The organism is Rhizobium aouanii, from assembly GCF_037002925.1.
GTDB classification, from domain to species: Bacteria; Pseudomonadota; Alphaproteobacteria; order Rhizobiales; family Rhizobiaceae; genus Rhizobium; species Rhizobium aouanii.
Window position 1 is genome coordinate 200,450 of sequence record NZ_JBAMYD010000005.1, and the last position, 22,862, is coordinate 223,311.

At 59.5% G+C, this 22,862-nt stretch carries 25 protein-coding genes and 2 pseudogenes; 16 read left to right on the forward strand and 11 right to left on the reverse strand.

Annotated elements, in window-relative coordinates:
- Window positions 1-3: 3 nt before the first annotated feature.
- The 4 genes from V8P77_RS11000 to V8P77_RS11015 all read right to left on the reverse strand — a co-directional run bounded on the left by V8P77_RS11000 (window position 4) and on the right by V8P77_RS11015 (window position 5,016).
- Window positions 4-1,050 (reverse strand): flagellar hook-associated family protein, encoded by a 1,047-nt coding sequence (locus V8P77_RS11000; protein WP_335912564.1) that lies wholly within the window; start codon window positions 1,048-1,050, stop codon window positions 4-6.
- A 2-nt stretch (window positions 1,051-1,052) separates the two neighbouring features.
- Window positions 1,053-2,513 (reverse strand): flagellar hook-associated protein FlgK, encoded by a 1,461-nt coding sequence (flgK, locus tag V8P77_RS11005; protein WP_335912566.1) that lies wholly within the window; start codon window positions 2,511-2,513, stop codon window positions 1,053-1,055.
- Window positions 2,514-2,526: 13 nt separating this feature from the next.
- Window positions 2,527-3,819 carry a flagellar hook protein FlgE gene (locus V8P77_RS11010; RefSeq protein WP_003550208.1) on the reverse strand — a complete coding sequence of 431 codons (1,293 nt, stop codon included), beginning with the start codon at window positions 3,817-3,819 and terminating at the stop codon, window positions 2,527-2,529.
- A 321-nt stretch (window positions 3,820-4,140) separates the two neighbouring features.
- A complete protein-coding gene (locus V8P77_RS11015) occupies window positions 4,141-5,016 on the reverse strand; it encodes an EF-hand domain-containing protein (RefSeq protein ID WP_335912567.1) in 876 nt (291 codons plus the stop codon).
- A 164-nt stretch (window positions 5,017-5,180) separates the two neighbouring features.
- Between V8P77_RS11015 and V8P77_RS11020 the strand changes: the two genes are divergently transcribed.
- From V8P77_RS11020 to V8P77_RS11055, 7 genes and pseudogenes are all read left to right on the forward strand, one after another.
- Window positions 5,181-5,828: a TetR/AcrR family transcriptional regulator gene (locus tag V8P77_RS11020; RefSeq protein WP_335912568.1), complete on the forward strand. Its 648-nt coding sequence runs from the start codon at window positions 5,181-5,183 to the stop codon at window positions 5,826-5,828.
- Window positions 5,829-6,059: 231 nt separating this feature from the next.
- Window positions 6,060-8,243 carry a DUF1217 domain-containing protein gene (locus V8P77_RS11025; protein ID WP_335912570.1) on the forward strand — a complete coding sequence of 728 codons (2,184 nt, stop codon included), beginning with the start codon at window positions 6,060-6,062 and terminating at the stop codon, window positions 8,241-8,243.
- 374 nt (window positions 8,244-8,617) lie between these two features.
- Window positions 8,618-8,743 (forward strand): annotated as a pseudogene (locus V8P77_RS11035) (TetR/AcrR family transcriptional regulator); the annotation flags it as partial.
- A gap of 273 nt (window positions 8,744-9,016) precedes the next feature.
- Window positions 9,017-9,856: a transporter substrate-binding protein gene (locus V8P77_RS11040; RefSeq protein ID WP_335912573.1), complete on the forward strand. Its 840-nt coding sequence runs from the start codon at window positions 9,017-9,019 to the stop codon at window positions 9,854-9,856.
- 113 nt (window positions 9,857-9,969) lie between these two features.
- On the forward strand, window positions 9,970-10,632 hold the full coding sequence (locus tag V8P77_RS11045) for an amino acid ABC transporter permease (RefSeq protein ID WP_335912575.1): 663 nt from the start codon (window positions 9,970-9,972) through the stop codon (window positions 10,630-10,632).
- Between the two features lie 4 nt (window positions 10,633-10,636).
- Window positions 10,637-11,296, forward strand: coding sequence for an amino acid ABC transporter permease (locus V8P77_RS11050; protein ID WP_011648868.1), 660 nt, complete (start codon window positions 10,637-10,639; stop codon window positions 11,294-11,296).
- Window positions 11,297-11,308: 12 nt separating this feature from the next.
- On the forward strand, window positions 11,309-12,079 hold the full coding sequence (locus V8P77_RS11055) for an amino acid ABC transporter ATP-binding protein (RefSeq protein WP_335912585.1): 771 nt from the start codon (window positions 11,309-11,311) through the stop codon (window positions 12,077-12,079).
- A 38-nt stretch (window positions 12,080-12,117) separates the two neighbouring features.
- Here V8P77_RS11055 and V8P77_RS11060 read toward each other — a convergent pair whose 3' ends face one another.
- Window positions 12,118-12,546 (reverse strand): type II toxin-antitoxin system VapC family toxin, encoded by a 429-nt coding sequence (locus V8P77_RS11060; RefSeq protein WP_335912587.1) that lies wholly within the window; start codon window positions 12,544-12,546, stop codon window positions 12,118-12,120.
- Window positions 12,543-12,809 carry a type II toxin-antitoxin system Phd/YefM family antitoxin gene (locus V8P77_RS11065; protein WP_017991284.1) on the reverse strand — a complete coding sequence of 89 codons (267 nt, stop codon included), beginning with the start codon at window positions 12,807-12,809 and terminating at the stop codon, window positions 12,543-12,545. The genes V8P77_RS11060 and V8P77_RS11065 overlap by 4 nt, the downstream gene beginning before the upstream one ends.
- A gap of 256 nt (window positions 12,810-13,065) precedes the next feature.
- On the opposite strand from V8P77_RS11065, the gene V8P77_RS11070 reads away from it, so the two are divergent.
- The 5 genes from V8P77_RS11070 to V8P77_RS11090 all read left to right on the forward strand — a co-directional run bounded on the left by V8P77_RS11070 (window position 13,066) and on the right by V8P77_RS11090 (window position 16,716).
- Window positions 13,066-13,827: a GntR family transcriptional regulator gene (locus V8P77_RS11070; RefSeq protein WP_138332920.1), complete on the forward strand. Its 762-nt coding sequence runs from the start codon at window positions 13,066-13,068 to the stop codon at window positions 13,825-13,827.
- Window positions 13,821-14,606: a transporter substrate-binding domain-containing protein gene (locus V8P77_RS11075; RefSeq protein WP_335912599.1), complete on the forward strand. Its 786-nt coding sequence runs from the start codon at window positions 13,821-13,823 to the stop codon at window positions 14,604-14,606. Before V8P77_RS11070 ends, V8P77_RS11075 begins: the two co-directional genes overlap by 7 nt.
- Before the next feature lie 79 nt (window positions 14,607-14,685).
- The gene (locus V8P77_RS11080) at window positions 14,686-15,357 is read left to right on the forward strand and encodes an amino acid ABC transporter permease (RefSeq protein ID WP_077977020.1); all 672 of its coding nucleotides are present in this window, start codon (window positions 14,686-14,688) and stop codon (window positions 15,355-15,357) included.
- Window positions 15,354-16,013, forward strand: a complete 660-nt coding sequence (locus V8P77_RS11085) for an amino acid ABC transporter permease (protein ID WP_335912606.1) — start codon at window positions 15,354-15,356, stop codon at window positions 16,011-16,013. The genes V8P77_RS11080 and V8P77_RS11085 overlap by 4 nt, the downstream gene beginning before the upstream one ends.
- Complete coding sequence (locus tag V8P77_RS11090) at window positions 15,991-16,716, forward strand: amino acid ABC transporter ATP-binding protein (protein ID WP_335912608.1); 726 nt, start codon at window positions 15,991-15,993, stop codon at window positions 16,714-16,716. Before V8P77_RS11085 ends, V8P77_RS11090 begins: the two co-directional genes overlap by 23 nt.
- Window positions 16,717-16,734: 18 nt before the next feature.
- On the opposite strand, the pseudogene V8P77_RS11095 reads toward V8P77_RS11090, so the two are convergent.
- From V8P77_RS11095 to V8P77_RS11115, 5 genes and pseudogenes are all read right to left on the reverse strand, one after another.
- A pseudogene (locus V8P77_RS11095) lies at window positions 16,735-16,868 on the reverse strand (IS5/IS1182 family transposase); the annotation flags it as partial.
- A 175-nt stretch (window positions 16,869-17,043) separates the two neighbouring features.
- Window positions 17,044-17,532, reverse strand: coding sequence for a cupin (locus tag V8P77_RS11100; protein WP_335912898.1), 489 nt, complete (start codon window positions 17,530-17,532; stop codon window positions 17,044-17,046).
- A 255-nt stretch (window positions 17,533-17,787) separates the two neighbouring features.
- Window positions 17,788-18,450: a ZinT family metal-binding protein gene (locus V8P77_RS11105; protein ID WP_335912609.1), complete on the reverse strand. Its 663-nt coding sequence runs from the start codon at window positions 18,448-18,450 to the stop codon at window positions 17,788-17,790.
- A gap of 382 nt (window positions 18,451-18,832) precedes the next feature.
- Complete coding sequence (locus V8P77_RS11110; protein WP_335912615.1) at window positions 18,833-19,567, reverse strand: PspA/IM30 family protein; 735 nt, start codon at window positions 19,565-19,567, stop codon at window positions 18,833-18,835.
- Window positions 19,564-20,010 carry a YjfI family protein gene (locus tag V8P77_RS11115; RefSeq protein ID WP_032992943.1) on the reverse strand — a complete coding sequence of 149 codons (447 nt, stop codon included), beginning with the start codon at window positions 20,008-20,010 and terminating at the stop codon, window positions 19,564-19,566. Before V8P77_RS11115 ends, V8P77_RS11110 begins: the two co-directional genes overlap by 4 nt.
- 102 nt (window positions 20,011-20,112) lie before the next feature.
- Between V8P77_RS11115 and V8P77_RS11120 the strand changes: the two genes are divergently transcribed.
- From V8P77_RS11120 to V8P77_RS11135, 4 genes are read left to right on the forward strand one after another with little or no spacing between them, the layout of a single operon-like run.
- Window positions 20,113-21,168, forward strand: coding sequence for an ion channel (locus V8P77_RS11120; RefSeq protein WP_335912617.1), 1,056 nt, complete (start codon window positions 20,113-20,115; stop codon window positions 21,166-21,168).
- Window positions 21,165-21,821: a YjfK family protein gene (locus V8P77_RS11125; protein WP_335912618.1), complete on the forward strand. Its 657-nt coding sequence runs from the start codon at window positions 21,165-21,167 to the stop codon at window positions 21,819-21,821. The genes V8P77_RS11120 and V8P77_RS11125 overlap by 4 nt, the downstream gene beginning before the upstream one ends.
- 34 nt (window positions 21,822-21,855) lie before the next feature.
- Window positions 21,856-22,257, forward strand: a complete 402-nt coding sequence (locus V8P77_RS11130; protein ID WP_335912620.1) for a DUF350 domain-containing protein — start codon at window positions 21,856-21,858, stop codon at window positions 22,255-22,257.
- Between the two features lie 11 nt (window positions 22,258-22,268).
- Window positions 22,269-22,862 carry a DUF1190 domain-containing protein gene (locus tag V8P77_RS11135; RefSeq protein WP_335912621.1) on the forward strand — a complete coding sequence of 198 codons (594 nt, stop codon included), beginning with the start codon at window positions 22,269-22,271 and terminating at the stop codon, window positions 22,860-22,862.

Sequence of the window (22,862 nt, forward strand, 5' to 3'; positions counted from 1 at the left end):
CCGTCAGAGATAGTTGACCAGGCTCAGGCTCTGGAGTTTGGAAACGAGCGTGTAGGCCGTTTCCAATTGCGTCTGCAGCTGGTTGACGAGCGTCGAGGCCTCATAGGTATCCACGCCCTGGAGATCGACGAGGTTTCCCTGAAGCAGAGTGGATTGAGCGTCGAGGGCCTCATTTGCCTTTTCGAGCCGTTCCTGGGCGAGGCCGAGTTCGCTTTGCTGCGTCACGATCCCTGAGGTTGCCTGCGCCGCATAGGCGATCGCCTTGGATGCGACGGTGCTCTGCGCGTCGGAGCTGAGATCCTGGCCGAAGAGGGCGGAGACGACGACGGAGGCGAGCGCGAGATAGCGCATGCCTTCGGAATTGGCATTGGTCGACGACGTGATGGTTTCCGATCCGCTGATCCGGCTCGTCATGTTGGCGCTGGAAGCGGCCGACCAGCCTTCGGAAGCGTCCGTCCAGGCGCTCTCGGAAAACATCGGCTCGACCGTGTCGGTGATGAAGCTGCCGATTTCCTCGCCCGTCAACTCGTTGACGTCTTTTCCGAGACCGGTTGCATAGTCGGTCAGAGCCGAAACGATCGTATCCGAGACCGCCGAGGATTGATCGGTCAGAGGTTGGCTGTCGAGGTTCGTTCCGCCGAACAGGAACTCGCCATTGACCGACGTGTTTGCCGTCGAGACCAGCTGCGAAATCGTGGCGCTCGCCGTCTGCAAGGCAACGGCGATGCTCGTCGTATCCTGGCTCGCCTGGAGTGCGGTCAGGTTCGAGACCAGACTGTCGCCGGCATCCTTGAGGCTCGAAAGGGCGGTTTGCGATGCGTTCATGCGCAATTCGACGACGGCATTACTCATCTTGAAAGAGGCGGCCTGCGCGATAGCACTGGTGAGATTGATCGACTTTGCAGCGCCGGCGCCGAGGGATACGCCGATATCGGCGTAGGTTCCCGTCGTTGCTTCCGTCGAGGCCTGCTGCAGCTTGTTTTGGGACTGGCTGATGGTGAGCCTGAGAACGTTCTGCATTGCCGATGATGAGACAAAAGATGCTTTCATGACTAGCTCGCTATGTCGAGGAGCGACTGGAACATCTCGTCGATGACGTTCAGGATCTTCGTCGCCGCTTTGTAGGATTGTTCGATGTCGAGAAGCAGCGTCAGTTCCTCGTCGAGGTTGACGCCGGTTTCGTTGGAATAGGCCTCGTCGGAGCGTGACAAGGCCGCAGCCGTGGTTTCGGAGGCCGACGTGGCATCGCTTCGATATTGTTCGAGCCAGCCGATGGAGGCGCTGGCATAGTCCGTCAGGCTTTGCGACGTCGAGAGACCGGCGTCGGAAGAGAACGAGCGCTGTTCCGTCAGCGCCTGATACAGGGCGTCGAGATTGTCCGAGAAGCCGCTGTCTCCCGCGGTGTTGAGATCGATGATCCCGCTGATGGAGCCATCGCGCAGCTTCGTCGCATCGCCGCCCTCGCTGGTGACGACGGCTGGATTGACCGAGATGGTGGAGGCGATCCCTGTCGTATCGTCGGAAGCAGCAGGTGTTCCCCCGGTTGCGCCTGACGCCGTCGTCCACACGAAAAGTCCCGGCGCGCTGGTGCTGCCGTCGGTTTCCGAGAAGATCTGGACGAGCGATTTGGCGATCTCGTCGAGCTGGGCCTGGAATGTCGGGGCGATCTCGTCGCGAAGCTGCAGCAGCGCCTGCAGGCTCCCCGAGGCACTCGTCGTCGATCCCTCGCCGGCGTCGAGCGCAACGCCGTCGATATAGATGGAATTGCCTTCCGTTCCGGCGACGTAGGTCGCTGTCGGCGCGAACGTGACGGTACGGGGTATGGTCTCGAACAGCACGGTGCCATCCGAGGTGTAGAGCGCCATATCGTTATTGTCGCGCACGGTGGAAGTGACGCCGACGATCGAGGAGATCTGCTTCAGCAGCTTTTCACGCTCGTCGAGCGCCGAAGATGTATCGGTGCCAGTCGACGTCGCCAGCTTGACCGCATTGTTGGCCGCCTCGAATTGCGACAGCAGCGTATTCAGGGTGGAGACCTGTGTGGCGATCTCCGCATCCGCCTCGGCTCTGATCGACTGGACGCCGTCGCTTGCGGTATTTAGCGAATTGGCGAGATCCTGCGCGGCGGTCACGGCCGATTGCGCTGATGTCGTGCTGCTCGGCGACGTGCCGAATGTCTGGAGCGCCTGCTGGAACGCCGTGAGATAGGTACTCGGCGAGGTCTCGTAGTCATTGCCGCCCACCAGCGACTTCAGGCTTTCGAGACCGGTCACCAGCGTTTGCTGGGCGCTGTCCTTGGCATTCGTTTGCAGATACTGGGCAAGCAGCGCAGTTTCCTGCGCCCGGCTGATGCTGACAGCCTGGGCGCCGGAAAGAGACGTCGTAACCGACGCCTCCCGCCTCACATAGTCGGAATTTCCGACATTGGCGATATTCGTCGAGATGACGCTGCTTTGCTGGCCCGTAGTGTTGAAAATACTTTGCACGCTGTTCAAGGCGGAGGTGAGCGACATGCCGGCGCCCTCCCTATCGTTTCAGATTGACGAGGACATCCATGATATCGGAGCCGGTCTGAAACACCTTGGAATTGGCGGTATAGCTGCGCTGCGCCTCGATCATCTCCGTCAGTTCGCCGGCGAGATCGACGTTCGAGCTTTCGAGAGCGCCGGACTGGATGGAGCCAAGCCCGTTCGTTTGCGGGAAGCCGGTGACCGTGACGCCGGACAATCCGTTGGCGCTATAGACGTTGCCGCTGAGCAGCGTCAGATTGTCGGGACTGGCGACCGTCGCGAGAGGGATCTGGTAGAGAGCCTTTGTCGCGCCGTTCGCGTAGGAGACCGAGACCACGCCGTCCGCACCGATAGACACCGAGCTTACGGCACTTGCGGCCTGGCCGTCTGCAGAGCCCGTCGCCGAGAAGTCGGAGGCAAGCTGGGTGAAGTCGGAATAGTCCATGGTGACCGTCTTTGCCGTCACCGGATCGACGATGTCGGTGTCGGTTGCGGAGGTCAGCTGGCCATCGGCGTCGAAGGAGAGCGTTGCGACGCTCACGGCATCGGAAGAGTAGGGAAAGGACGTCGTGCTGCCGGTGGCTGCATCGGCATTGCGGTAAACCGCGACCTCCCAGGTGCTGCCGGTGACTGCGCCGCTCGCATCCGTCGTGACGCCGGTCTTGGTGAAGTAATAGTCGTACTGGACGGTGCCGCCGAGGCTGTCATAGGCAACCAGCGACATCTTCTGCGTGTCGTCGGTGACGCTTGCCGTGTTGGCGCTCGGCAGCGTCGTCGTATCGGTGACGACGGTCGCTTCGGAGTTCAGGTTACCACTGAAATAGGCGCTGCTCGAAGCGACGGCGCTCAAGCCCGATTGGGATACGTTGACCGGCACCAGACCGTCGAAGCCGTTGACGACCACCGCCGGCACGCCGGAATCATAGGAATATCCCATCAGCGTGAAACCGGCGCCGTTGACGAGATTGCCGTCGCTGTCGACCGAGAAGTCGCCGGCCCGGGTGAGCACAGGCGTGCCGTCGGCGCTTTCGACGATGAAGAACCCGTCTCCCGAGATCGCCAGGTCGTAGGCCGAGGTCGTATAGGAAATGTCGCCTTGCTGAGAAATCGCTTGGCGCACGGAGGTCTGAACGCCGCCTGAATTATAATTGCCCGAGGAAGACGGCAGAACCAATGACGAAAAGGAGGTGGAAACGGCTTTGTAGCCGGTGGTGTTCGCGTTAGCGATATTGTCGGAAACCGTGCTCAGCCGGTTTGCCTGGGCGCTCATGCCGGAGACCGCGGTTTTCATGCTTCCAAAAATGCTCATGGCTCAATTCCTTCAAGGTTTGGGAACATGCCATGTGACGACAGGCTTCCAGGGCCCGGATGGCGGGCGCACGACATCGCTGGCGCCGGGCAAAGGCCGACACCGGTCGATGATCTGATTGTCTGGACTGACCCCGTGATGGCGATAGGCGCTCCGGCTCATCCGCGCGCTGGTTTCGTGCGCCTGTGGCGGCGCACCAACGTTTCAGCATTTCAGGAGCGGCCCGGCTCCAGGCTCTGCCAGCTCCACGGCCGGGCCGCTTTCAGATCGTCTCATTGCAGTTTCTCCAGCAGCTGCAATGGCGACGCTCCGTATCCGCCGTCAGCCCGCGGATTGAACGGACAATGAACCGGTGCCGGATGTGTCGAGCAGATCGAAGAGCTGGCTCGCCTGGCTTTCGGTGACGTCCTCGGGCTTGCCTGCCATGAACTCGTCCAATGTCACCAGCCCGTCTCCATTCGTATCGAGATCGGAGAGCAGGGATTGAGACTGGTTGTCTTCTGCGGGCGGCGGCGGTGGCGGTCCGCCGGGACGTTGCGACTGCTCGGCCGACATCGCCTCGGTCAGCGCATCGACCGATAGCGAACCCGCTCCTTCGCTGTCGAAGCTGTCGAAAAGCGTGTCGGCCTGGTCTTCGGTCACATCGGACGGCCGGCCTGCGACGAACTCGTCCTTGCTGATGGAGCCGTCGCCGTCGGTATCGAGATCGGAGAGCAGGGATGCAAGATCGTCATCGTCAGCGGGCGGCGGTGGCGGTCCGCCGGGGCGTTGCGACCGCTGAGCCGACATGGCCTCGGTCAGCGCATCGACCGATAGCGAGCCAGTGCTTTCGCTGTCGAAGCTGTCGAAAAGCGTGTTGGCCTGGTCCTCCGTCACGTCGGACGGCCGGGCCGCGACGAACTCGGCCTTACTCACGTAGCCGTCGCCATCGCTGTCCAATTGGGCAACGTCCATGCCTTCGCCGCCATCCTCATTCTCGCCGGAGGCCGACTGATCGGAGAAGCGGTTCATCGACAGCGTCATCAGCTGGGACAGGAGTTTGTCGGCGCTGCCGGACGTGTCTTCATCGAGCTGCCCGCTTTTGGTTGCTTTTGCCGACGAAACCGTATTAGAGGATAGGATCTCCTCGGACGCGGATGTCGGGTGCTTGCTATAGGAATAGGAAGAGACTGATGTTGCAGCGGAAATGGTCGTCATAAGCGCTCCATCGCTAGGAGGGTGAGGATGCAACGCATTACAGAACTGATAAGTTCTCTAAATCGAAATCACTAATGCCACAACCGAAAAAATTGCCCCTCAGAAATCGTAGTCTACGTTCTCAGGTCGTCGGCACGCGTTTCGGCAGGGTGGTCTAGACCGTCATGGATATTATCGACGAACCTGCGGACGAGCCGCGCAAACGCGGTCGACCGAAAGTTTCCAGCGACGAGGACAAGCGGGCGCATATCGTCGAAGTCGCCGGCCGCGTTTTCGTCAAATACGGTTATGCCGGAAGCACGACCGCGATCGTCGCCTCCGAGGCGGGCGTTTCGAAGCAGACGCTCTATAAGCTGTTTCAGAGCAAGGAAGAGTTGTTTGCCGCCGTGGTCGGCGCGCATCGACGCCTGATGCTCGATCTGCCCAGGCCTGCCGAAGATATCTCGATTGCCGCGAGCCTCGAGCGCATTTTCATGATCGATATGGATGAGGACAAGGATGCGGATCGCACCGGCTTCCTGCAACTCGTCTTTCGCGAAGCGGCGCAATTTCCCGAACTTGTTGATATCCTGCAGCGCGAAGGCATGCTTGCCAGCCGCCAGCATCTCGCCGACTGGCTGAGCGAACGCCGGTCGGAAGGCAAATTGAAGCTGGACGATACGGCGAGCGGAGCCCGGATGCTGATGGATATGATCCTCGGCGGCATGGGTCCGCCGGAAGGGCGCGCGCAGGCCTGGCCCGACCGGGCTCAACTGTTTGCCCATCTTCGCCGCTGCATTGCCATCTTTGCCGCAGGCGTCGGCGCCGCCTAAAACGTCGCAATCAGATTCGCTCCTCGCGCTATCCTCCCTTGACTTTCGCTTCCAATTCCGCACTGGATGAATTATAGAACTATAGAGTTCTATTAACGTGATTCGGCCCACATGTAGGTGGCTGCGCTTCGCCATGACCGGCGACGACATTCCCGCAGAGATGAAAATGTTCACCCGTGACTGCCGGCAGGCTTTCGCGCGGCACCGCCGTGCCTATGAAAGGGACAGACGTTGGTTTCCACCTATGTAAGCTATCTCACGGTCGCGCGAAATCTGAACGCCAGCCTCTCGAACGTGGCTTCACAGGCAACGGTTGCCCGCGACAGCGCCTATTACAAGGAAAACATCGACAAGGTCACGACCGTCGACGAGTTCATGAGCGATTACAAACTTTATTCCTACGCCATGAAGGCCTACGGCCTTGAAGACATGACATATGCCAAGGCCTTCATGAAGAAGGTTCTGGAGAGCGACCTCAGTGATTCATCGAGCTTCGCCAACAGCTTGAGCGACACCCGTTATGCCGAGTTCGCTGCCGCCTTCAAATTCGCCGGCGAGACGATGACGGCGCAATCGGACGTGCAGCGGGACAATCTGCTTGATGCTTATGAGGAATCCTTCGATACCGAGGCGGATGACATCGCGGACGCGACGGACTATTTCGAAGAGAATATCTCGTCGATCACCTCGGTCGACGATCTCCTGTCGAGTTCGACGCTGAAGAACTATGTGCTGACGGCTTTCGGGCTCAGCACCGAATATACCTCGACCAGCTTCCTGAAGAGCGTTTTGACGAGCGATCTCGACGATGCCGATAGCTTCGTCAACCAGCTCGACGACGAGGTCTATGTCAACCTGGCGAAGGCCTTCAACTTCAACGAGGATGGCTCGACCGACGGCGACGTGATGTCGGAAGATCAGATTTCGCTGGTCACAAGCGCTTATGCGGTTGCCTCGGCGACGACCGCATCCTCGGATACCGGGGAGGCCTATGACACCTACTTCGCTGCGCAAATCGGAAACATCATCTCCGTCGACGCGTTGATGAGCGACGACAAACTGGTTTCCTATCTGAGAACTGCCTATGGGCTTACCGATAGCGAGACCGATAACTTCATTTCCGCGGCGCTGAAAAGCGCGGATCTCGCCGACGCGATCGGCTTGTCCGAGCTGCACGATGCCTTCAATTTCGACGAGGACGGCGCGCTTGCCGATGGCGACACGGCCCAGACATCGGAACAGACCGCCGCCACCACGGCGGCTTTCGATGAAAATTATGCGGTGCTGGTCGCCAACACCGACACAGAAGACGCCGTCGACAACTATACGACGCGCATCGCCAGCGTCACCTCGATCGATGATTTCCTGGTGTCGAACGATGACGACGACGATGACGACAACGACGATCTCCCGGAACTGTGGGAAATGGCGTTGCGAGCCTTTGACATAGACCCGGACAGCGTTTCGAGAAGCGAGGTCCGGAAAATTCTCGAAAGCGATCCCTCGGACTCGAAAAGCTATGTCAACAGCCTCGACGATGACCGGTTCGTCGCCTTTCGCAAAGCCTTCAACTTCGACAGCAATAGCGATGTTGCCGTTCCGCTGCAGGCCATGTCGGAATCCGTCGTCGACGACTATGCCACCTATTACAAGCAGAACAAGATCCGATACCTCGAAGGCGACGAGCTGACGGAAGCGACCGACGCGGCGGACGAGGAGATTGCCTATTTTCGCGAGCAGATGGCGACGATCACCACGGCCAGCGAATTCCTGGCCGACGATCGACTGGTTTCCTTCGTGCTCGAGGCGAAGGGGCTCGATCCTGATGATGTCACGTCGGACGCGTTGGAGAAGATGTTTTCTTCCGATCTCGACGACGAAGACAGTTACGTCAACAAGCTGGACGACAATCGCTTCGCCGAACTCGTCGGCGCGTTCAATTTCGATCAGGACGGCAATATTTCGACCGATCCGACCGGGACGGTGCAGCAGCGCGGCGACGTGCTGGAGACAATCGACGCCTATGTCAGGCTGACGCTCGAGGATGATCAAGGCGACAGCAACACCGGCGTGCGCCTTGCCCTCTACTTCCAGCGCAAAGCGCCGGAGATCTCGAGCGCCTACGACATTCTGGGCGACAGCGCGCTCTTCGAGTTTTTTACGACGAGCTTCAACCTGTCCAGCTACGTCTCGAACATGGACGTCGACAAGCAAGCCGAGATGATCAACAATTTTATCGACATCGAGGATCTGTCGGATCCTGACAAAGTCGACGATCTGATCAAACGCTTTACTGCCATGTATGACATGGCCAACGGCACAGGCACCACGTCGACGGCACTTTCGATCCTGACCGGCTCGGCGACGATAAGCGCGGACTCGCTGCTTGCGATGGCGCAATTGAAAAGCGGGTGAGGCCTGTAGTCGCCCCGTCCGCGGCGAGCCTGACGGGAGCGCATCATCGTCGATCAAAGGGTAGGAGTCGGCCTCCATCGCGCTGAAGGCTGATTGGAAGAATTTTACGCTAGCTGAGCCATGCATCGGCAGTATTGGCGACAATCAATCGGGCGAGCCGGGACGGTTGGCTTGCGACGCTCGATCCATGCGTCGAGCCCTCCGCGCAAAGCGGTGGTTGGCGCCATGCGGGCGAATCGTTCGCCTTCGATCAGAACCCCTCCGCAATGCTCTGGATACCGCGCGTCACCGCCGCCAGAACGCTCGCCGCCGCCAGCGGTGAATGACAGAATGCGCCATGCGAAGTCATGGGCGGCCGGCATGAGAGCGTCACCCGGCAGATCGTCCTGCTGCTCGATGGCTCGTTCGCCGTCGTTCTGCTGCATCGAGACCCGACCTATATGGAAGCCGCAGGCGAGGCGGCTGCCTCACTGATCTGCGCTGCGACCGCAAACGGGTAAGGCGCTGGATCGTGAGGCAGTCGCTCTGAAGATCGTACCTTTTGCCCTCTGCATGGCCGTCAGGTCGCTGAGCGTTAAGGGCATAATGTTGAGCCTCTGAAACAAGAGAATAATGCTGCACTGCCGAAAAAATCGCCACGCGCGCCGCTGCGCGTTTTTTCGGCATGACCCATTGACAATTCATCCTCGATGGCACTTCATAACATTGTTCCAGTAAAACAGACATACGTCCATTATATTGGAATAACGGGAACCATCCATAAGGGGAACGCCATGACCAATTCCTTTCGCACCGGCGTGATGTCGCTGGCCGTCGCCGCTCTGTTGTCCACGCCTGCGCTGGCCGAAGGCAGCAAGCTCGATGAAGTGCTGGCCCGCGGCCATCTCGTCCTCGGCACGGGCAGCACCAATGCGCCTTGGCACTTCAAGAGCGCCGACGACAAGCTCCAGGGATTCGACGTCGACATGGGCCATATCATCGCCAAGGCGCTCTTCGGCGATCCTGAGAAGATCGAATATGTGAACCAGTCCTCCGATGCTCGCATCCCGAACATCACCACCGACAAAGTCGACATCACCTGCCAGTTCATGACGGTTACCGGCGAACGCGCGCAGCAGGTTGCCTTCACCATTCCTTATTATCGCGAGGGTGTCGGCCTGATGCTCAAGGCGGACGGAAAATATGCCGACCACGCAGCCCTCAAGGCGGCCGGTTCCTCCGTCACCATCTCGGTTCTTCAAAACGTCTATGCCGAGGCAATGGTGCATGCGGCATTGCCGGAGGCGACCGTCGACCAGTACGATTCCGTCGACCTGATCTATCAGGCACTGGAATCGGGACGCGCCGATGCTGTCGCCACAGACCAGTCGTCGCTTGCCTGGTACATGACGCAGAATCCGGGCCGTTACAAAGATGCCGGCTACGGCTGGAACCCGCAGACCTACGCCTGCGCCGTCAAGCGCGGCGATCAGGATTGGCTGAACTTCGTCAACACCGCCCTGCACGAAGCCATGACCGGCGTTGAATTCGACTTTTACGCCAAGTCCTTCAAGACTTGGTTCGGCAAAGATCTGACGCCGCCGCAGATCGGCTTCCCGGTCGAGTTCAAGTAACAGCCATGCGGAGCGGGACATGTTTCCCGCTCCGCATTTAAAGAGTGAGAGCATGATGCCGAAAACCGCTCGCTCTTTTCGGCATCATGCTCTGGTCTGAAAGGGCGGCCCGTATGGGTTACACGTTGAATTTCGCTGCCGTCTGGCGCAACTTCGATTTTCTTTTGAGCGGGCTCGCACTCAGTCTCGGCCTTGCGGTGATCTCGATCCTGATCGGGGCCGCGATCGGCCTTGTCGTGGCCTTCGCGCTGACCTCCAAGAGCCGTTTTGCGATCGTGCCGGCACGGGTCTATGTCACTGTCATTCGCAACCTGCCGATTCTCGTCCTGGTGCTTTTCGTCTTTTTCGCGCTGCCGCAGATGGGCGTGCGCCTCGACAAGATAAAAAGCTTCGTCCTGGTTCTGTCGCTTTATTCCGGCGCCTATCTGGCCGAGGTGTTCCGTGCCGGGCTGCTGTCCATTCCGAGAGGCCTGACGGAAGCGGGGCTTGCCATCGGCCTGACGGGGATGCAGATCCGCAGCTCCATCATCGCTCCGCTGATGCTGCGCAACGTGCTGCCATCGCTGTCCTCGACGATCATCTCGCTCTTCAAGGACACCTCGCTTGCCGCCGCCATCGCCGTGCCTGAACTGACGTTTGCCGCCCGCAAGATCAATGTCGAGAGCTTCCGCGTCATAGAAACCTGGATGGTCACATCCGCGCTCTATGTCGCGACCTGTTTCCTCATCGCCGCCGTGATGCGCTTCGTCGAGCGCCGTCTGGCCCTGCCGAGATAAGCCGATGTCCCACACCTTTCTCGAACAACTCTGGATCGCCCGATACGTCATCATGAACGGCATTGGCGTAACCGTGTCGATCTCCCTGCTGGCCATCCTCGCGGGTTCCATACTCGGCGTTTTCGTCGGTTTGGCGCTCGTCTATGGCGGCGTTGTTTTGCGTCTGGCCGTGCGCGCCTATACGGATATCATCCGTGGCACGCCGGTGCTCGTGCTGGTGCTCGCGAGCTACTATGTCTCTGCCGCCGTCGGCCTCGATCTCGGGCCGTTCTCGGCCGGCGTGCTCGCCCTTGCCATCTTCTGCTCCTCCCATGTCGGCGAAATCGTGCGCGGGGCGCTTCAGGCGATCCCGAAAGGGCAGACCGAAGCCGCCAAGGCGATCGGCCTGACCTTTACACAGACCTTCACCTCGGTGCTGTGGCCGCAGGCCATGCGCCAGTGCTTGCCGGCCTGGGTGAATACGGCGGCCGAGATGGTGAAGGCCTCGACGCTGCTCTCCGTCATCGGCGTCGCGGAGCTTCTCCTGCGCACGCAGGAAATCATCTCCCGCAATTTCATGAGCCTCCAGTTCTATTTCCTGGCCGGTGGGCTCTATTTCATCATCAACTACGGCATCGAGCACTTCGGCAAATATGTCGAGCGTAAGACCGCCCTGCCGTCCTGAGGAGATACCCCGATGGCCAAGACCATTCTCGAGATCCAGGGTCTGCGCAAGACTTACGGTATCCACGAAGTCCTCAAGGGTGTCGATTGCGCCGTTGAGGAGGGCGAAGTCATTTCCATCATCGGCTCGTCCGGCTCCGGAAAGACTACCTTGCTGCGCTGCATCAACATGCTCGAGGAATTCCAGGGCGGCACGATCAGCCTCGACGGCGAGGAGATCGGCTATCGCGCCGAAGGGACAACGCGGCGCCGCAAGAGCGAGAAGGAGATTGCACGCCAGCGTGCGCTGACCGGCATGGCGTTTCAGCAGTTCAATCTTTTTCCGCATATGAGCGCTGCTGAAAACGTCATGCTCGGCCTCGTCAAGGTGAAGAAAATGACGAAGTCGGACGCTCGCGCCATCGCGGAAAAATGGCTCGATCGTGTCGGCCTTTCCGCCCGCACGAACCATTATCCCGGGCAGCTTTCCGGCGGCCAGCAGCAGCGCGTCGCGATCGCCCGCGCGATCGCCATGTCGCCCAGACTGATGCTGTTCGACGAAGTGACCTCCGCGCTCGACCCGGAACTGGTGGGCGAAGTCCTGCAGGTGATTAAGGGGCTTGCTGCCGACGGCATGACCATGCTGCTCGTCACCCACGAGATGCGTTTCGCCTACGAGGTTTCGTCACGGGTCATCTTCATGAACCAGGGTGTCATCTGCGAGGAGGGCGATCCAAAGGAAATGTTCGTCCGTCCCAAGACCGAACGGCTGGCGGAATTCCTCAAAACCTCGAGTTTCAACTAGACGAAAGAAAGATCCCATGACGATCGCTCTGTGGGTCGTCACGGGCGCTCGGTCCAAGGATCGACAAGCTCGATCCCAAAGCCGTGGAAATCCTTTACATTGCGAGTGGCGAGGGTGAGATCGTGAGCAATCGCGGTGGCGGCAATTAGGCCGTCCATTGAGGAGAAGCCGCGCCCGCTTCGCTTTGCGAGCCCCATCAAGTCGCCCCAGGCTATCGCAACCGGCTGGTCCACAGTGATGACACGCTGCTCGAAGCGCTGCGGCAGATCCTGGGCAAGCCATTCAGCCAGCGCGTCGCGCTTCCGCCCGCTTTCCATCAATGCAACACCACGCCGGATCTCCGCGATCGATACGGTGCTGATGAATGAGCGATCCTCGTCGAGACTGTCCAGCCATTGTAGGACACGTGCATCGGGATGCGGCCTTGTCACCTCGGAAAGCACATTGGTGTCCAGCAGAAGTCTCACAACTGGAGATCTCGCGGTTCGTCGCGCTGCCGTTCGAGGTCCAGATCGGCGCCACGCAGCGGCGATTGCATCAGAAACTCTGCAAGGGTGCCCTTGCGCGCGGTCTTCCGCTGCCATTCCTCGGCCGAAACGACGACGACGCTTGGTTTACCATTGCGCATGATCGTTTGCGGCGTTGCTTGCGCGCGTTCGATAACCTCAGACAGCTTGGCTTTCGCACTGGCGACGGTCCAACTTTTATCTTCTGGTCGTGATGGCTGCATTCGCTATATCCTGACTATGGTGACTAACATGACTATGTATGCCGAACCGGTCTAGCTGCAAGCAACTTTTCGACAGGGACGGGGCTTTGCCGGCTTTGGGCGGCGGCCGCTGAGGAGTTTGCAAGGAATTGCGGGGACTCGCTTAATTTACGCTCAGTCTGCATTCCCAGCGTGCAAATTCCGGGGGGAGGGATCCGAGACATCTTGGAAATCCTGAACGCAGAATTTTGGCACGAGCTTTGCTTTCCTGTCTTGTATGCAAGATAGCCACACATCTGAGAGCACGCAGAAGACCATCGAGGAGACGATCGTCTCCGGGATTCTTTCAGCCAAAATTCGGCCCGGGACGCGTCTGAGTGAAAACCAGCTGGCAACGCTCTTCAGCGTGTCTCGAACCCGCGTCCGTGAAGCCATGATGCGTCTGGAAACACGCGGCATCGTGCATGTCAGTCCGAGACGGGGCTGGTTTGTCGTCGAGCCGTCCGCTGAAGAGGCGATCGCTGTCTATGAGGCACGGCGCGTCATCGAGGCCGGGTTGCTGCGCAGCATGCGTGTATTGACGGACGAGGGAAGCAAAGCTCTCGACGTGCATTTGAACGAGGAAAAGACCGCAATGGCTGCGGGCGACCGCCAGCGCCTGACCTATTTGATGGGCGATTTCCACATCCGCATCGCAGAATTGAGCGGGAACGCCATCATCGTCGATATCCTCCGCGATCTCACCGCGAGGACGATCCTCATATCGATGCTCTATCAGTCTGAATTTCACGCAGCACAGTCTCATGACGGGCATTGCCGCATCTTCGAGGCGATGCAAGCGGGCGATTTCGTCAGAGCTGCCGAGCTCTCTATCGAACATCTGGACGAAGTGGAAATGGGCCTCGACCTCACCACCCGCCCCGATCCGCTCTCGGAACTGCGCAGTTCCCTGTCACTTCCTCCCAAGACCGTGCCCTCGGTCTCCCAACTATCAGACCCAAAAAACCACAACTTCAAAGGAGCAATTAAAACATGCTGACAAGACGAGTCTTCTTCGCAATCGCGACCCTGGCTGCAACCTTCGGCTTCGGCTCGGCGTCCTACGCCGATGCTCTCGCCGACATCACGGCGCGCGGGACGCTGCGTGTCGCCGTCCCGCAGGATTTCCCGCCCTTCGGCAGCGTCGGCACTGATATGGCGCCGATGGGCTACGATATCGACGTGGCCAATCTCATTGCCGAAAAGCTGGGCGTGAAGACCGAACTCGTGCCGGTCACCAGCGCCAACCGCGTTCCCTATCTGCAGACGAACAAAGTCGATCTGGTCATATCAAGCCTCGGCAAGAATGCCGAGCGCGAAAAGGTGATCGATTTCACCACGGCCTACGCACCCTTCTTCAACGGCGTGTTCGCGCCGGCCGATGTTTCGATCGCCAAGGTGGAGGACCTCGCCGGCAAGAGCATCGGCGTCACGCGCGGCGCCGTCGAAGATCTCGAGCTGACGAAGATCGCGCCGACCGACGCGACGATCAAGCGTTACGAGGACAATAACGGCACCATCTCCGCATTCCTGTCCGGCCAAGTCGACACCATCGCTACCGGCAACGTCGTCGCCGCGGCGATCCTCGCCAAGAATCCCCCCAAGCGCCCTGAGATGAAGTTCCTCATCAAGAACTCGCCCTGCTATATCGGCCTCAACAAGGAACAGGCAGCACTTCTGGAGAAGGTGAACGGCATCATCGCCGCCGCCAAAACCGATGGGGCACTGAACGCCATATCGCAGAAGTGGCTCGGCGCCGATCTTCCCTCGGATCTCTAGGACCCGGTCTTACGGACGTCATCCCGCGTCCGCACGCGGGATGACGTGACGCTCTGTTACCGCAAGAGGGGAGAGTTCCTTGAGCTACCATTTCGAATTCGGCTGGCTGCTTGAATATTATCCTGAGATCATCAAGGGCATATTGGTCACCCTGGAGCTTATCGCGATCGGCGGCGTGCTCGGCATTTCGCTTGGGATCTTCTGTGCCTGGGTGCGGGCACTCGGTCCGGCCTGGCTGAAGCCTGTCGTTGCGACCTATGTCGAGCTGATCCGCAACACGCCGTTCCTGATTCAGCTCTTTTTCATCTTCTTCGGTCTACCGTCGCTCGGTCTCCAGCTTCCCGAACTGACGGCTGCCAACCTCGCGATGGTCGTCAATCTCGGCGCCTATAGCTGCGAAATTATCCGCGCGGGCATCCAGGCAACCCCGAAGGGCCAGTTCGAGGCAGGCGAGAGCCTTGCCATGACGCGCTTTGAAACCTTCCGGCATGTCGTTCTCGTGCCGTCCCTGCAGCGCATCTGGCCGGCCCTGTCGTCGCAGGTCGTGATCGTCATGCTCGGCTCATCGGTCGTCTCCCAGATCGCCGCCGAGGATCTGACCTTTGCTGCGAACTTCATACAATCGCGAACCTTCCGCGCCTTCGAGGCCTACATCGTCTCGACAGCCATCTATCTTGTGCTGGCGATCCTGCTCCGGCAGTTGCTCGGGGTGGTCGGCGGGTTCATTTTCCCGAGGAGAGCAGCACGATGATCGAGTTCACACTCTGGGACATCCTGCGCAACCTGTTGCTCGCCACCCGCTGGACGATCCTGCTTTCGCTCGTCTCGTTCATCGGCGGCGGCGCAGTCGGACTGGGGCTGCTGTTCCTGCGCATCAGCAAGCGCAAGGCGTTCAGGGCATTCGCGAAATATTATATCGAACTCTTCCAGGGGACGCCGCTGCTGATGCAGCTCTTCATCGCCTTTTTCGGTCTCGGCCTCTTCGGGATAGACGTGCCGGCCTGGCTTGCCGCGGGATTGGCGCTCACCCTGTGGAGCGCCGCCTTCCTCGCCGAAATCTGGCGAGGCTGCGTCGAAGCGATCGCGCGGGGTCAATGGGAGGCCTCGGCCAGCCTCGGCATGGGCCGGCTGCAGCAGATGCGTTATGTCATCTTTCCGCAGGCGCTGAGGGTCGCCATACCGCCGACGGTCGGTTTCTCCGTCCAAATCGTCAAGGGAACGGCGTTGACCTCGATCATCGGTTTCGTCGAATTGTCGAAAGCCGGCACCGTCGTCACCAATGCCACTTTTCAACCCTTCACCGTCTACGGGCTCGTCGCCCTCATCTACTTCGCCCTTTGCTGGCCCTTGTCGAAAAGCAGCCAGATCCTGGAAAGGAAGCTCAATGTCGCTCATCGAAATCACTGAAGTCCGCAAGAGCTTTGGCACCACCGAGGTGCTGAAAGGCATCAATCTCGGTGTGGAGGCCGGCGAAGTCATCGCCATCATCGGCAAGAGCGGTTCGGGAAAATCGACCCTGCTTCGCTGCATCAACGGTCTGGAGACCATCACCGACGGCTCCATCTCCGTGGCCGGCGCGCAGCTCCTCGATGACGAAGTGCATTTGAAGGCACTGCGCCTCAAGGTCGGCATGATCTTTCAGCAGTTTAATCTCTTCCCGCACCTGACCGTCGGCGGTAACGTCATGCTGTCGCAGACCGTGGTCAAGAAGACCCCGAAAGCCGAAGCCGAGGCCACCGCCCGCAAGATGCTGGAGCGGGTAGGGCTGGGCCACAGGTTCGACGCCTATCCGGACGAGCTCTCGGGCGGCCAGCAGCAGCGCGTCGCCATCGCCCGCGCGCTCGCCATGCAGCCGACTGCACTTCTCTGCGACGAGATCACCTCGGCGCTCGATCCGGAACTGGTCGCCGAAGTTCTGGCCGTCGTGCGCGAACTCGCTGCCGAGGGAATGACCCTCCTGATGGTGACGCACGAGATGAAGTTCGCCCGCGACGTCTGCAACCGCGTGGTCTTCATGCATCAGGGCCGGGTCCATGAAGCAGGCCGGCCGGAGGACGTCTTCGCCAATCCGCAGACTGCGGAGCTCCGGCAGTTTCTCGGTGTCAGCTAGGCGGCGGTGACAATTTAATCATTTGCGCCAGAGCATGGTGCCTGCAATATTGATGAACCCATGAAGTCGGCGGCGATTTTGTCACAGCGAGTTGCATTTCGTCGCAATTGCTTGAGCTTTGCAGAAAAGCTCTCGATTCCCAGTGCGCCCTTTTAGGCGATGCGACTAGCCAATGCTATATTTTTGCTGACGCGCGGTGGAGCACGAGAAGCGCAACCGCAACTCCGGGATTCCCGCATCCCAGGATACCCAGCAGGGTCGTGATGGGTGGGAGTGAATGTAAGGTTTTTGAGCCGGTCGAGTGGTCGCACGATTGGTGGCGAATGACTACCCCCATTTCTTGGTGAGAAATCCCGACGGACCTTGAACGGGGTCGCTGTGGGGGATGGGTACTGACGAGATTTTCGCCAGCATTTCGCTTGATGCAGCCGAAGTCTGAATGTCGGCATGCTGTCCCTCAGGATAAGCGCCGACGACCTGGAAGTCCGACGTACAGCCGAGATTTTGGTGTCCTGTCCCGGCTGGAAGCACCAAACAGTCTCCCGCCGTGACCTTTATTGCGTGACCGCCGGGACCGCCAATGAGAAGAGTGGCGCTACCCCGTGCCACACCGAGCACCTCATGTGCGCTGGTATGGTAGTGCTGATAATCGAAGACACCGTTTGTCCAGATGCCTGTCCAACCGCTTCCCGCGAAGCGATCTTCGAAATCACAAGGTCCGTCGTCGCCAGAAAGCCCCTTGTAAAGTAACACAGGAAGGCGCTGATTGTTCGGGACCCAGTCGCTCGGCTCGAAAATTGTCGTTTCGACGTTCATGTTGAATGCCAAGGTTTCGGTTGCCGCGGAGCCGTTGAAGCTGTTCACGCAGGGAGCTTTCGAGGCGCTCTTCACTGAAGTCTTCCGCGCTAACAGCTTCAAAAACTAAACTTTGGTGATTGCCAAAGGTTCCTCGGCGCGCTGTAGCCTCGGCGAGGATGGAGACCGCCGGATGCTTCGCGCTCCAAGCAAACACAAGAGAGGGCGCTCGCGCTCTGCGCCCCCCCCGATACGGCTACGTGCGGCCTCGGCTAGTCAGTGGGCCAGCATCTCCTCGGCGATCTGCTTTCCATTCAGGCTCGAGGGGTAGTAGGTCGGCCAGTTAGTGACTTCATTCAGGAGGGCGGCGCGGTCATTGCCCCAATAAAGATGGTAGTGGTCGGCTTTCTCGGGGGCGACGATGTGATCGCTGAACTGGATAAACCGAGGTGCGGCGTCATCACCGGCGCTTTTCCTGAAGATGAAACGAACCCCTCGATTACCCTTTTTGTAGGTGAGGATTTCGTGCCCATCCGTCTCGTAGTCTCCGGTCACGGAGTCCTTGCCGCGGAAAAACGTAACCTTCTTTCCGTTGATGACGATCCGGTCGATGTCAGTCTTGTATCCGGTGTCATAGTAGGCACGATATTCCCCGGCGGTCTTGTCGCCGTGTTTTGCCTTGTCGGCCATCACCGGATCCAAGGTTCCGTCGACAAGATAGGGATAGACTGACTGCCAGTCGCCTTCCCAGTCCGATAGTTCACGCGCCTTCACCTGATCGTCATCGAAATAACCATCATTTACCGACCCCTTCTTATCGTGGGAATGGCTGTGGCTGTGATTGTTTCCCGAAGATGTCTGGGCGCCTGCCGTTCCTGCAAAAGTCAATGCTGCAGATACAGCCAGTGCGTAGCTGAGTGTTGTGATCGCCTTGTTCATTCACTGAAACTCTTTCGATTGGCCGGCACGGATCGTGCCGTGGTGGTGATGTAATAACATTACAAAAGCCAATTAGCGTGCTTTGACTGCAAGCGCAAGATGCACATCGCGGGGGATCACCATTCAAATGCATTACATCCAAGGAATCAGGAGGCGCCCATCGCTCCAAAAGCTCCGGCTCAAAGCCGCATCGGTGCCGAAATCCGGGATCGTGCTGGCGTCATAGGCGCGGTCCGCGTGCACGTGCTTGGCCGGCAGCCCCTGACGAGATCACAGGCAGACGCCGTATCATTCTTCGACTTGTTCGGGCTGTAACGTCAAAGTCCCACGCGCGGCCGCCCTGTCTTCAATCTGCCGACAGGGCTGCCGCTCCCGGGAATTGTCAGTCTTTTTTGCCGGTCGGCGCCGGCAGCAAGATAGGCTCGACCGAATGTCTCGGTGCCATCAGCTGTGCGAGAACGTCGTCGGCCGAGTGGCTCGAACTGCCAATGCCGGCCTCGAGGAGTTGACGATCGAGGTCGCTGCCGTTTTCCAGCGCGGCTAGTTCAGCACCGGCTTCGATGCGGCCGGCAGTGATTTCCTGGCGTTTCTTGATACGTTCGAGACTTTCGACGGCGCTGCCGAGACGGGTATTGATACCCGACTGGCTATGGGCAATCGCCGACTGAGCGCGCAGCAGCGACTCGTTGGCTTTGACGTTCTCCACTTCGCGCTTCATCTGAGCGATGCGCGCTTCGGTCTCTTGGATCGTGCGCAGCATCTGCTGCTGGCGGGGCAGCAGCCGATCGAGCTCTTCCTGATCGCGCTGCACTTCGCCACGGATACTGGCGATACGCTGGGCGAGGCCCTGAGCGAGATCCGTGCGGCCCGCTGAGATCGCAGCGCGAGCGCTGTCGGTGTCCTTGGCCTCCTTAGCGCGGTTTTCTTCAAGTCGGCGCATGACGCTCTTGTTGGACGCCATGATGCCGGCCAGATCGGATCGCGCACTGCGCAGCGACTGTTCGGCGTCGCGGATTTCTTGGTCAAGAATGCGCATGGACTGGCTGTCGGCGGCCGCTTCGGCTGCCTCGTTAATGCCGCCGCGAATGGCGGTGAAAATCTTTCCCCAGGTGCTCACGCTGCAATCTCCCCGCTTTTCCATTCTTCGATCATGTGGGCCGCATCGACGGCATTGGCAGCCAGAATCGCCACTTCCTCGACCACCGTCTCGGCCGGCGAGCGTGCTGACAGCGAGCCGAACAATTCATACCATTCCTCACCGTCGATCGTGGTGATGCCGAAGCTGGAGAGCGGCACGAACTTGTGGGTCTTCAGCACCATGCGTTCGAAGGCTTCTCGATTGGGCACGTCCTTGCACGGCACCAGAACAGCGCTGACAAGGATGTCGCGCTCCCCGCTCACCGCGACGAAGACGTCGAGATCGCCTTTTTCCTTAAGAGTTACGCATATGACGTCGCCCTGTTCGGGTACGGCAACATCCACATCGCCCAGTGCATCCGGATCGGCGGCGAACAGGCGCGTTAAAGTGGTGAGGTTCCAGGTCTCCAAAAAGTCCTCCATCGGTTGGAACGTCAAAATATTTGGGTAATCGGTTTGCAACTTAAAGATCTGGTGCGCTAAATAAATTTCGCTAGGGTACGGGTTGGGAACGGGGGGAATCGCTTGCCATTTATCGCTTCATTGCTGCGGCGTGTATATCTCTCGCTCAGCGAATTGGCCTGGTCAGCCCTTTTTGTTATCCTCCTGATCCATCTGGTCGCTTCTTACCTGCTCTTCATGCTGGCCAGCGAAGGCGATCTCGTCGGCAATCCTGTCGACTTTCTTTATTACTATATGGTGACGGCAACGACTGTCGGCTATGGCGATCTGTCTCCAAAATCGGGGCTCGGCCGATTAATTGCCGTCCTGTTCGTTCTTCCCGGCGGCATTGCCATCTTCACCGCTGTTCTTGGCAAGTTGTTGACAAATATCGGTACGATCTGGAGGAATCGCATGCGCGGATTGGGTGATTACAGCGAACGCGCCGGCCATATCATCGTCCTCGGCTGGCAAGAGGGGCAGACATACCAGACGCTGCGGCTGCTGCATGCCGAACGGCAGGCCAACGAACCGATGAGTGTTCTGGTTGCCAAGGACCTGCCGGAAAATCCCGCCAGCAATTACGCCGACTATATCAGAACCGAGCGGCTTGCCGATGCCGATGCTCTGGTGCGGGCCGGAGTGGCGAAGGCGCGCGCGATCATCGCGCGCGGAGCAAATGACGACGAGACGCTGGCCGCCGTGCTGATTGCCGAAGACCATGCGCCCAATACCCATATCGTGGCCTATTTCGCCGACGACCGCACGGCACAGATGGTCAAACAACGCCGGCCGCGTGTCGAGGCGGTGGGCTCGCTCGCCGAGGAGCTGCTGTCGCGTTCCGCCCGTGATCCGGGCTCCTCGGAAATCGCCGCACGGCTGCTGTCGGCCGCCTCCACGGACACGGCCTTCTCCCTGCCGGTCCCGCCTTTGCAAACCCCGCTACTCTATGGAGACGTGTTTTTAAGCCTCAAACGTCAGCACAATGTGACGCTGGTGGGCATGCTGAGCCAGGGCATGACCGACCTCAATTGCCGAGACGAGGCGCCGCTGCGGGGCGGCGAGACCCTTTACTACATCAGCGGAATGCGGCTAGATCCCGCTGCCATCGCTTGGGCTCGAATGGGAGACGTATCATGATCGGCTGGTTCGGCAGAGACAAGAACGAAAGGCCCTTACCCAAAGAACTTGGCCCGTTGAGCGCCGCCATCGGCGGGGCGTTGGAGATCGATTTCCTCTCCCTCGAAGCCGAGGCTTTAACCGGCCAGCCGGCCATGCCGCTGCCACGGAGCGGACCGTTCATCATTGCCGGCTACGGTGAGGTTTCGCTGGACGCCGCGACGGTTCTGTCGCGCTATTACGATGAAGACCATCGAATGGTTCAGGTGATGTCGACGTCGGGCCAGCCGGGTGATGTCGACGACATCAGCTTTTATCACCCCTGGGACAGCGTCGTGCCTGCCGGGCAGGGCGAATGGAACCGCTGGACCGGGCCGGACGGCCTGATTGGCCAGCCAACCTACGATGCCGATGGCATCCTCTATAGCCGCTTCTGGGGTGAAGGCCCGGAACGCACCCCATTGGCGGAGTTTGTCGAGAAGGTCGACGACGGTGAGGCGCAGCGCTCCATTCACCAGACCTGCATGCTGTATTATCGCCCGCTTGGCTCGACGCGCGAAATGCTGCTGATCAATGTCGAGCGTGACCTGGATCTCGGACAGAGCCAGGCGGGCAGCTCGGTGGAGTTTCTGATCGGCTACGGACTCGCTCCGGCCGATGTTCGCCGCGTCTGATGGATCCTATCAATTTCAACGGAGGACTTTTTCAATGCTCGATTACGTGGCGGGTCTGCCTGCCTTCCTTGGCTATTTCGCCGTCGGTCTTGCCGCCTATGGCGTTTTTGCGGTGATCTACACATTCTTGACGCCGCAAAAGGAAGTCCAACTCATTCGCGCAGGCAATCTTGCTGCCGTCACGGCATTCTTGGGCGCGCTTGTCGGTTTCAGCCTGCCTCTGGCTTCGGCTGCAGCCAATTCTGTCAGCATCATCGATTACATCATATGGGCGGTGGTCGGCATTCTGGCGCAGATCCTCGCTTTCTATATTGCGAATTTCACCATGACGGACCTGCATGAAAAGATCACTGGCGACGATATCGCCGCGGGCATATGGGGTGGCGGCATCGCGCTTGTCATCGGTATTCTCAACGCCGCCTGCATGACCTATTGAGGGAGGGAACGATGCGCAGACGCATGAGCGGGCACAAACGACCTTTCCTGGCCCTCGGCACTATTGCTGCCTCGACCCTGGCGCTGTCTGGTTGCGGCGATCAGACTCCTTCGGAGACAATGTTTACCTCCGTCGACCAATGCGTGACTTCCGGCATGGACCGGCAGGTCTGCCAGGCCGGCTATCAGGATGCCATGCGAGCCCATCTCGCCGCCGCGCCGCGTTTCAACGGCATGGCCGCCTGCGAGGCCGAATACGGCTCGGGCCAGTGCACGGAACAGTCGGCCAGTGCCGTCCCCAACAATAGCGGGGGTGGCGGCAGCTTTTTCGTACCGTTCCTGACAGGCTACGTGCTGTCTTCCGCACTGAACAACATCGGCGACTATTACAATTATCGCCGGCGCCAGGAGGAGAGTGGCTCCTACGGCTCGACACCGATTTACCGCAATCGCTCGGGGCAAACGGTGACAACGACTGTTCGCTCGGGCGGCAACGACACCGCGATCGCGCCCTCCCGTCAGACTGTCAAGCCGGTCAACGTCAACACTCGCACCGTTGCCCGTCAAGGCTTCGGGGGCCGTTCGTCGTTCAGTTTCGGCGGCTGA

Bases quoted from the DNA above. Each gene is read 5' to 3' on its own strand.
- V8P77_RS11050 (WP_011648868.1), top strand. From the start codon at position 10,637: ATGTCCCACACCTTTCTCGAACAACTCTGGATCGCCCGATACGTCATC.
- V8P77_RS11055 (WP_335912585.1), top strand. From the start codon at position 11,309: ATGGCCAAGACCATTCTCGAGATCCAGGGTCTGCGCAAGACTTACGGT.
- V8P77_RS11020 (WP_335912568.1), top strand. From the start codon at position 5,181: ATGGATATTATCGACGAACCTGCGGACGAGCCGCGCAAACGCGGTCGA.
- V8P77_RS11070 (WP_138332920.1), top strand. From the start codon at position 13,066: ATGCAAGATAGCCACACATCTGAGAGCACGCAGAAGACCATCGAGGAG.
- V8P77_RS11045 (WP_335912575.1), top strand. From the start codon at position 9,970: ATGGGTTACACGTTGAATTTCGCTGCCGTCTGGCGCAACTTCGATTTT.
- V8P77_RS11115 (WP_032992943.1), bottom strand. From the start codon at position 20,010: ATGGAGGACTTTTTGGAGACCTGGAACCTCACCACTTTAACGCGCCTG.
- V8P77_RS11065 (WP_017991284.1), bottom strand. From the start codon at position 12,809: ATGCAGCCATCACGACCAGAAGATAAAAGTTGGACCGTCGCCAGTGCG.
- V8P77_RS11105 (WP_335912609.1), bottom strand. From the start codon at position 18,450: ATGAACAAGGCGATCACAACACTCAGCTACGCACTGGCTGTATCTGCA.
- V8P77_RS11090 (WP_335912608.1), top strand. From the start codon at position 15,991: ATGTCGCTCATCGAAATCACTGAAGTCCGCAAGAGCTTTGGCACCACC.
- V8P77_RS11125 (WP_335912618.1), top strand. From the start codon at position 21,165: ATGATCGGCTGGTTCGGCAGAGACAAGAACGAAAGGCCCTTACCCAAA.
- V8P77_RS11015 (WP_335912567.1), bottom strand. From the start codon at position 5,016: ATGACGACCATTTCCGCTGCAACATCAGTCTCTTCCTATTCCTATAGC.
- V8P77_RS11130 (WP_335912620.1), top strand. From the start codon at position 21,856: ATGCTCGATTACGTGGCGGGTCTGCCTGCCTTCCTTGGCTATTTCGCC.
- V8P77_RS11000 (WP_335912564.1), bottom strand. From the start codon at position 1,050: ATGAAAGCATCTTTTGTCTCATCATCGGCAATGCAGAACGTTCTCAGG.
- V8P77_RS11010 (WP_003550208.1), bottom strand. From the start codon at position 3,819: ATGAGCATTTTTGGAAGCATGAAAACCGCGGTCTCCGGCATGAGCGCC.
- V8P77_RS11085 (WP_335912606.1), top strand. From the start codon at position 15,354: ATGATCGAGTTCACACTCTGGGACATCCTGCGCAACCTGTTGCTCGCC.
- V8P77_RS11075 (WP_335912599.1), top strand. From the start codon at position 13,821: ATGCTGACAAGACGAGTCTTCTTCGCAATCGCGACCCTGGCTGCAACC.
- V8P77_RS11040 (WP_335912573.1), top strand. From the start codon at position 9,017: ATGACCAATTCCTTTCGCACCGGCGTGATGTCGCTGGCCGTCGCCGCT.
- V8P77_RS11135 (WP_335912621.1), top strand. From the start codon at position 22,269: ATGCGCAGACGCATGAGCGGGCACAAACGACCTTTCCTGGCCCTCGGC.
- V8P77_RS11100 (WP_335912898.1), bottom strand. From the start codon at position 17,532: ATGAACGTCGAAACGACAATTTTCGAGCCGAGCGACTGGGTCCCGAAC.
- flgK (WP_335912566.1), bottom strand. From the start codon at position 2,513: ATGTCGCTCACCTCCGCCTTGAACAGCGTGCAAAGTATTTTCAACACT.